The organism is Albidovulum sp., from assembly GCF_008933605.1.
In the GTDB taxonomy this organism is placed as follows: Bacteria; Pseudomonadota; Alphaproteobacteria; order Rhodobacterales; family Rhodobacteraceae; genus Albidovulum.
Genome location: NZ_WBUS01000148.1, coordinates 1 through 7668, shown reverse-complemented (window position 1 = coordinate 7668; position 7668 = coordinate 1). Strand labels below are relative to the sequence as shown.

Below are 7668 nucleotides of genomic sequence, written 5' to 3'. Positions count from 1 at the left end.
GTGGAACTCGGGGGCCTGTCGCTGCCGCCGAACTTCCGAAGGGCCGAGGCGATGCTGCAAAAGGCGCAGGCGTTCCTGCCCGGTCTCAGGCCCGAGGGCGGCGTGCAGTGGATGGGCTTCCGCCCCTCGCTGCCCGATACGCTGCCGGTCATCGGCCCGTCCCGCGCCACGCCGCGGGTGATCCATGCCTTCGGCCACGGCCACCTTGGCCAGACGCAATCCGCCGGCACGGCCCGGATCGTGGCCGACCTTCTCGACGGGCGGCAGCCACCGCTCGACCTCACCCCTTTCTCCGCGCGGAGGTTCTGACCCATGGCGACCCATACCTTCTCCTGCATCGACGGACACACCTGCGGCAATCCGGTACGGCTCGTCTCGGGCGGCGGGCCGCGGCTGGAGGGTGCGACCATGCTCGAACGCCGCGCCCATTTCCTGCGCGAGTTCGACTGGATCCGCACCGGGCTCATGTACGAACCGCGCGGGCATGACATGATGTCGGGCTCCATCCTCTATCCGCCCACCCGGCCCGACTGCGACGTGGCTGTCCTCTTCATCGAGACCTCGGGCTGCCTGCCGATGTGCGGTCACGGGCTGATCGGCACGATCACCATGGGCATCGAGAACGGGCTCATCACGCCGCGCGAGCCGGGCCGGCTCGCGATCGACGCGCCCGCCGGCAAGGTGGAGATCAGCTACCGGCAGGAGGGGCGGTTCGTCGAGGAGGTGCGGCTGACCAACGTGCCCTCGTTCCTCCATGCCGAGGGGCTCACGGCCGAGGTGGAGGGCCTGGGCGAGATCGTGGTCGACGTGGCCTATGGCGGCAATTTCTACGCCATCGTCGAGCCCCAGAAGAACTTCCGCGACATGGCCGACCACACGGCGGGCGAGCTTGTTGGCTGGTCGCCGAAGCTGCGCCGGGCGCTGAACGAGAAGTACGACTTCGTCCATCCCGAGCATCCGGAGATCCGCGGCCTCAGCCACATCCAGTGGACGGGTGCGCCCACCGTCGCGGGGGCGCATGCGCGCAACGCCGTGTTCTACGGCGAGAAGGCCATCGACCGCAGCCCCTGCGGCACCGGCACCTCGGCGCGGATGGCGCAGCTCGCGGCCAAGGGCAGGCTCGGCCCCGGCGACGAGTTCTGGCACGAAAGCATCATCGGCTCGATCTTCAAGGGACGGGTCGAGGCCGCCACGACGGTCGCGGGCCGCGCCGCGATCGTTCCGAGCATCGCGGGCTGGGCACGCATGACCGGCTACAACACCATCTTCATCGATGATCGCGACCCCTTCGCCCATGGATTTGTCGTCAAATGACCCAAAGCGCCCGCTTCATCCTTCCCGGCCGGGCCGAGGGCGAGATCCTCGCCAGCTCCGAACCGCTCAGCTTCTGGGGCGGGGTCGATCCAGCCACGGGCCGGGTGATCGACGTGCATCACCCGCTGGCGGGGCAGTCCATGGCAGGGCGCATCCTCGTCATGCCCGGCACGCGCGGCTCCTGCACCGGGTCGGGCGTCCTGCTCGACATGGCGCTGAACGGCCATGCCCCGGCGGCGCTGGTCTTTGCCGAACCCGAGGATGTGGTGACCCTCGGCGCGATGATCGCGGCCGGCATGTTCGGCAAGCCGCTGCCCGTCCTGCGCCTGACGCCCGAGGCGCATGCCCGGCTTGCGCAGGCCAAGACCGCCCGCATCACCGAGGACGGGCTGGAGGCCGACGGCCTGACGCTCCCCGTCGCTCCCCAGGCCACCGGCGCGCTGGAATTGACCGACCATGACCGCGCCATGCTGGAAGGCGCCGAAGGCGAGGCCACGGCCCAGGCCATGCGCATCCTTTGCGCCATGGCGGTAAACCAGGGCGCGACGCGGCTGATCGACGTGACCCAGGGCCATATCGACGGCTGCATCTATGCGAGCCCCGCCAACCTGACCTTTGCCGAGAAGATGGCCGAGATGGGGGCGAAGGTCCGCATCCCGACCACGATGAACGCGATCTCGGTCGATCATTCCAGCTGGCGCGCGCAGGGCGTGCCGCCCGTCTTCGGCGGCCCGGCGCAGCGGCTGGCCGATGCCTATGTGCGCATGGGTTGCCAGCCGACCTTCACCTGCTCGCCCTACCTCCTCGACACCGCGCCGACCGAGGGCGAGGCCATCGCTTGGTCGGAATCCAACGCGGTGATCTATGCCAACAGCGTGCTCGGCGCCCGTACCGCCAAGCACCCGGATTTCCTGGACCTTTTCGCTGCGATGACGGGGCGCGCGCCGCTGGCCGGCGTCTACGTGACCGAGCATCGCGCGGCCCGCAGGATCGTCGACATCGACCTGCCGGAGGGCGCCGACGATGCCGTCTGGCCGCTGATCGGCTACATCGCCGGCAAGCTCTCGCCCGACCGGATTCCGCTTCTGCGCGGGCTTGCCGGTGCCAGACCGGGGGCGGAGGCGCTGAAGGCGCTTTGCGCGGCCTTCGGCACGACCTCGGCCGCGCCGATGCTGCATGTGGAGGGGGTAACGCCCGAAGCGCATCTCCTTGCCCGCGACGCCGACCATGCGCGCATCGCGCGCGGCAATTTCGCCGCCGCCTGGGCGGCGCTGAACGAGGGCCCGGAGGCGGTGGACCTCGTGGCCATCGGCAGTCCGCATGCCTCGCTTGCGGAATGCCGCGCGCTTGCCGGGGCGATGGCGGGGCGGCGCGCGGCCATCCCCCTGATCGTCACCGCCGGGCGCGCGGTGATCGCAGAGGCCGCGGCCGAAGGGACGCTCGCGCGGCTGACGGAGGCGGGCGCGCAGGTGCTGCCCGATCTCTGCTGGTGCTCGATCTCCGAACCGGTGTTCCCGCCCGCGACGCGCGCGCTGATGACGAACTCGGGCAAGTACGCGCATTATGGCCCCGGCCTCTCCGGCCGCGCCGTGCGCTTCGGCGGCCTTGCCGCCTGCGCCGAGGCGGCAGTGACCGGGCGCGCGCCGAAGACGTTTCCCGACTGGCTGAGATGAGGACACCATGCGGACCAGCAAAACGATCCATGTGATCTCGGCCCATGCCGAGGGCGAGGTCGGCGACGTGATCGTCGGCGGCGTGACCCCGCCGCCGGGCGAGACGATCTGGGAGCAGTCGCGCTGGATCGCCCGCGACGGGGTCTTGCGCAACTTCGTCCTCAACGAGCCGCGCGGGGGCGTCTTCCGCCATGTCAACCTGCTCGTCCCGCCGAAGCACACGGAGGCCGACGCCGCCTTCATCATCATGGAGCCCGAGGACACGCCGCCGATGTCCGGCTCCAACTCCATCTGCGTCTCGACGGTGCTTCTCGACAGCGGCATCGTGCCGATGACCGAGCCCGAGACGCATCTCGTCCTGGAAGCGCCGGGCGGCCTCGTCCGGGTGCGGGCGGAATGCCGCGACGGCAAGGCGGAGCGGATCTTCGTCCAGAACCTGCCGAGTTTTGCCGCGAAGCTTGACGCGCGGCTGGAGGTGGAAGGGCTCGGCACGCTGACGGTGGACACCGCCTATGGCGGCGACAGTTTCGTCTTCGTCGATGCAAGGGCGCTCGGTTTCGGCCTGACCGCCGACGAGGCGCACGACATCGCGACGCTCGGCGTGAGGATCACCAGGGCAGGTACGGAACAGCTGGGCTTTCACCATCCCGAGAACCCCGACTGGCGGCATTTCTCCTTCTGCCTCTTTGCCGGGCCGGTCACGCGCGAAGGGACCGAGCTTCGCGCCGGCGCCGCCGTGGCGATCCGGCCGGGAAAGGTCGACCGCTCGCCCACTGGCACCGCGCTTTCGGCGCGGATGGCGGTGCTGCATGCGCGCGGCGAGATGGGGATGGAGGACCGGCTGACGGCGGTGTCGCTGATCGGCTCGACCTTCCAGGGCCGGATTGTCGGCACGACGACGGTCGGCGGCCATCCGGCGATCCTGCCCGAGATTTCCGGGCGCGGCTGGATCACCGGCATCCACCAGCACATGCTGGACCCGTCCGACCCCTGGCCGGAGGGCTACCGCCTGTCCGACACCTGGGGCGCGCGCTGAGCCGCCTGGCCCCCCGACTGCACGGGTAGCCTGACGCTCGCCTCGAAGCCGGCATCCTGTCCCGGCAACGGCGAGCGGAGGACCAGCGGGCTGCCGATGCGCTCGGCGATCGCCGCCACGATTGCGAGGCCGAGACCGCTTCCATCCGTCGCCGACCCGCCGCGTTCGAACCGGGCGGTCAGGCGGCCGAGGGTCGCGGCCGGGACCGCGGACCCCGCGTTCGCCACGGCGAAGGTCCCGTCCTCGGCCAGTGTGACCGCGACCGGCGCGGAGGCGGCGCCATGGCGCAGCGCGTTCTCGACAAGGTTGCGGCAGAGGATGGCGAAGGCGTCGGGGTCGAGGTCCGACACAACCGGCCGGTCGGGCAGCGACAGGCGGAGCCGGTCCGGGGGCAGGGTCCGGCCAATGTCCTCCGCCACGATCCGCGCGACCGGGCGAAGATCCGCGGCCCGGTCGAGCCTGAGCGGCCCCCCCTCCGCCCGGGCGAGCTGCAGGAGCCGTTCGCAGACGCGGGCGAGGCGCTTCAGCGTGGCCTCGATCTCGCCTGCGCGCGCCCGCACCGCGTCCTCGCCGCTCTCGGTGCCTATCCGCTGCGCCTGGGCGATGGCGCCTGCGAGCGGCGTCCGGAGTTCGTGCGCGACATTGGCGGCAAAGCTGCGCTCGGCCTCGAAGGCGGCGCGCAGGCGGTCGAGGAGGGCGTTCAGCGTTCCGGCAAGCGGCAGAAGCTCGGAGGGCAGGCCGCGGACCGGCACCGGGGCGAGGTCGCGGGCGTTGCGGGCGGTCAAGCGGTCGCTGAACCGGCCGATGGCGGCGAGGCTCCCGCCGACCGCCAGGACGATGGCGAGAAGGGCGGCCGGGATCACCACGAGGAGCGGCAGGCCGAGCGCCATCTGGATCTGCCGCGAGACGGCCTTGCGGTGCGCCAGCGGCTCCGCGACGGAGATGCGCACCGTCCCCTTGAGCGCGTCGTCGTTGTAGAACCGGTGGGTGGCCGTGTCGCGGAATCCGGGCCCGTCATAGGCCGGGAACGCCGCGGGATCGGCGGCGTGGGACTGCAGCAGGATGCGTCCCTGCGCGTCGCGGACGATGTAGGTGTAGAACTCCTCGTGCGACCGGATGGCGGCAAGCCGCTGCGTTACCCCCTCGTCCTCCCGCCCGACGATATCGACGACCGCAAGCGGCAGTATCCGCTGCGCGGTCTCTTCGAGCGTGGCATCGAACACCTCGTCGAGTTCATGGCGGACCACGACGGCGGTGATCGAGGCAGCCGCGATCCAGAGGAGCGTCAGCGCAAGGCCGAGCGACAGCCCGAGCCGGCCGCGAAGGCTCCGCGGCCGGAGTCTCATTCCGCGCCCAGCCGGTAGCCGAGCCCGCGTTCGGTCTCGATGACCGCGGCGCCGAGTTTCTTGCGCAGGCGACTGACGTGGACCTCGATCGTGTTGCTCTCCACCTCCGCGTCGAAGGCATAGAGCTTTTCCTCCAGTTGCGCCTTGGACAGAAGCTGGCCGGGCCGCGACAGCAGCGCCTCGAAGAGCGCCCATTCCCGCGCCGTGAGCTGCACCGGCTTGCCCGCGCGGCGGACGCTGCGCGCAGCGAGGTCGATGTCGAGCGACCCGAGGCTGATGATCGGGTTCGGGTTGCCGCTGTAGCGGCGGGCGACGGAGCCGATCCGCGCCGACAGTTCAGCAAGGTCGAAGGGCTTCACGAGGTAGTCGTCGGCGCCCGCGTTCAGGCCCTCGATCCGGTCCGACACCTGGTCGAGCGCGGTGAGGATGATGACCGGCGTCACGTCGCCCCGCGCGCGCAGGCGCTTGAGGAAGGGGATGCCGCGGCCGTCGGGCAGCATCAGGTCGAGGAGCACGAGGTCATAGACGGCGCCGGCCATGGCGTCGCCGGCGGCGTCGAGCCGGGTGACCCAGTCCGCCGAATGGCCGTCGCCGGCGATCTGGTCGCGCACGGCGGCGCCCAGAACGGTGTCGTCCTCGATCAGAAGGATGCGCATGGGTTCCGTTCCAATTCCCTCTCGGCCTGTCTGACCGCGCGGTCTGACGCAAAGCTGACCGTTGCCGGCGCGGCACTTCAGGTTCCCGTCAGTTTCGAAGCGCAGGAACCCGCTTGCCTTGGCCGCGAGAGGGAGTTTGGCCCATGCCGAAAGGACTGACAATTATCACCCTTGTCGCGCTCCTTGCCGCGGGCGCCGCGCGGGCGGAAGACGACTGTCTCGTGCCCATGGCGGACTGGCAGCCGCGCGCGGCGGTTGCGCGGCTGGCGGAGACGAACGGCTGGACGGTCGCCCGGATCAAGATCGACGACGGCTGCTATGAGATCGACGGCAGCGACGCCGAGGGCCGCCGCATCGAGGTGACCGTGCATCCTGCCACCTTGCAGGTCATGGAGATCGAATACGAGGACGGGAAACGGCCCCAGGCACGAGACAAGGAGGGGCAGGGCAATGAGTGACGCTTCCACCCTCGCGGCGGCGGCGCCGACGGCCGCCGCGCCCGGCACCGTCCGGGTCTGGGATCCGCTCGTAAGGACCTTTCACTGGGGCCTTGTCCTCGCCTTCGCCACCGCATGGCTGACCGCCGACGAGGTGCAGCCCGTGCACGAGGCCGCCGGCTACACGGTGGCGGGCCTGATCGCCTTCCGGCTCGTCTGGGGCTTCGCTGGCGGCCGATATGCGCGTTTCTCGCAGTTCCTCCGCGGACCCGGCACCACGATTGCCTATCTGGGCGACATGCTCGGCGGACGCGAGCGGCGCTATCTGGGCCACAACCCGGCCGGGGCGGCGATGGTCGCGGCCCTTCTCGTCACGCTCGCCGGCACCGCCTTCACCGGATGGCTGATGGAGAAGCCCGAACGCCTGGCGATGCTGCCGGCGCTTCCGCAGATCGTGACGCCGGCCCTTGCCGACGACGACGGGGATGAGAACGAGCGCGGTGGCGAGGCGCTGGAGGACCTGCACGAGGCGCTTGCCAATCTCATGCTCCTCCTCATGGCGCTGCATGTCGGAGGGGTCGCGCTCGCCTCCTTCCGCCACCGCGAGAACCTTGCGCGTGCCATGGTCACGGGCGACAAGCGCGCGCCCGGACCGGGCGACATCGCCTGAGCCATCGGCCTCGCGCCGACCCGGCCCCGCCTGCCCGGCGGGGCCGTTCGCTTTCCTGACACGGGGCTGAAGCAGATTCCCCGCAGCCATCAGGCGGGCGTCAGCCGGGCCGCGGAAAGTCGAAGCAGTGGAAAACCGCAGCAATGGAGATTGTCCCATGAAACCGATGCTTGCCGCCCTCGCCGTTCTCGCCGCCCTGCCGGCGGGCGCGGCGCTCGCCGATGACGACGATTGCGTGGCCCGGGCCACGGCCCTGCCGCTCCAGGAGGCCGCCGCGCAGGTGGCCGGCAACTACGGCTGGACGCTCAACGCGATGGAGATCGACGACGGCTGCTACAAGGTCCGCGCGGCCGACCCCGGCGGAAATCTCCTCAAGGTGGAGATCGACCCGGCGACGCTCGATGTCCGCAAGGCGCGGATCGAGGCCTTCGCCGTCGCAGGCGGGACGCAGGCCGCCCCGGCGAGCCAGTCGAACTGAGACCCCGACGCCGGACCCGGATCGGCGCGCGCCCCAAGCGGTGCTCGCGCCTCAGGAC

The 7668-nt window shown here is 70.8% G+C and carries 9 protein-coding genes; 7 read left to right on the top strand and 2 right to left on the bottom strand.

What is annotated here, in order from left to right; all coding sequences use genetic code 11:
* From F9K34_RS15400 to F9K34_RS15385, 4 genes are all read left to right on the top strand, one after another.
* Positions 1 to 309, top strand: a 309-nt coding sequence (locus F9K34_RS15400) for an NAD(P)/FAD-dependent oxidoreductase (protein ID WP_291338007.1), incomplete at its 5' end; no start/stop codon positions are given.
* A 3-nt stretch (positions 310 to 312) separates the two neighbouring features.
* Positions 313 to 1314 carry a 4-hydroxyproline epimerase gene (locus tag F9K34_RS15395; protein ID WP_291338006.1) on the top strand — a complete coding sequence of 334 codons (1002 nt, stop codon included), beginning with the start codon at positions 313 to 315 and terminating at the stop codon, positions 1312 to 1314.
* On the top strand, positions 1311 to 2987 hold the full coding sequence (gene lhpI, locus F9K34_RS15390) for a cis-3-hydroxy-L-proline dehydratase (protein ID WP_291338005.1): 1677 nt from the start codon (positions 1311 to 1313) through the stop codon (positions 2985 to 2987). The genes F9K34_RS15395 and lhpI overlap by 4 nt, the downstream gene beginning before the upstream one ends.
* A 7-nt stretch (positions 2988 to 2994) precedes the next feature.
* A complete protein-coding gene (locus F9K34_RS15385) occupies positions 2995 to 4023 on the top strand; it encodes a trans-3-hydroxy-L-proline dehydratase (RefSeq protein WP_291338004.1) in 1029 nt (342 codons plus the stop codon).
* Here F9K34_RS15385 and F9K34_RS15380 read toward each other — a convergent pair.
* Both F9K34_RS15380 and F9K34_RS15375 read right to left on the bottom strand, forming a co-directional pair.
* Positions 3990 to 5369 (bottom strand): sensor histidine kinase, encoded by a 1380-nt coding sequence (locus F9K34_RS15380; RefSeq protein WP_291338003.1) that lies wholly within the window; start codon positions 5367 to 5369, stop codon positions 3990 to 3992. The two genes, F9K34_RS15385 and F9K34_RS15380, sit on opposite strands and share 34 nt — an antisense overlap.
* Positions 5366 to 6025 (bottom strand): response regulator transcription factor, encoded by a 660-nt coding sequence (locus F9K34_RS15375; protein ID WP_291338002.1) that lies wholly within the window; start codon positions 6023 to 6025, stop codon positions 5366 to 5368. The genes F9K34_RS15380 and F9K34_RS15375 overlap by 4 nt, the downstream gene beginning before the upstream one ends.
* A gap of 143 nt (positions 6026 to 6168) precedes the next feature.
* Between F9K34_RS15375 and F9K34_RS15370 the strand changes: the two genes are divergently transcribed.
* The 3 genes from F9K34_RS15370 (at position 6169) to F9K34_RS15360 (ending at position 7610) form a co-directional block, all read left to right on the top strand.
* Positions 6169 to 6483, top strand: coding sequence for a PepSY domain-containing protein (locus tag F9K34_RS15370; protein ID WP_291338001.1), 315 nt, complete (start codon positions 6169 to 6171; stop codon positions 6481 to 6483).
* A complete protein-coding gene (locus F9K34_RS15365; RefSeq protein ID WP_291338000.1) occupies positions 6476 to 7132 on the top strand; it encodes a cytochrome b/b6 domain-containing protein in 657 nt (218 codons plus the stop codon). Before F9K34_RS15370 ends, F9K34_RS15365 begins: the two co-directional genes overlap by 8 nt.
* A gap of 157 nt (positions 7133 to 7289) precedes the next feature.
* A complete protein-coding gene (locus F9K34_RS15360) occupies positions 7290 to 7610 on the top strand; it encodes a PepSY domain-containing protein (protein WP_291337999.1) in 321 nt (106 codons plus the stop codon).
* Positions 7611 to 7668: the final 58 nt, after the last annotated feature.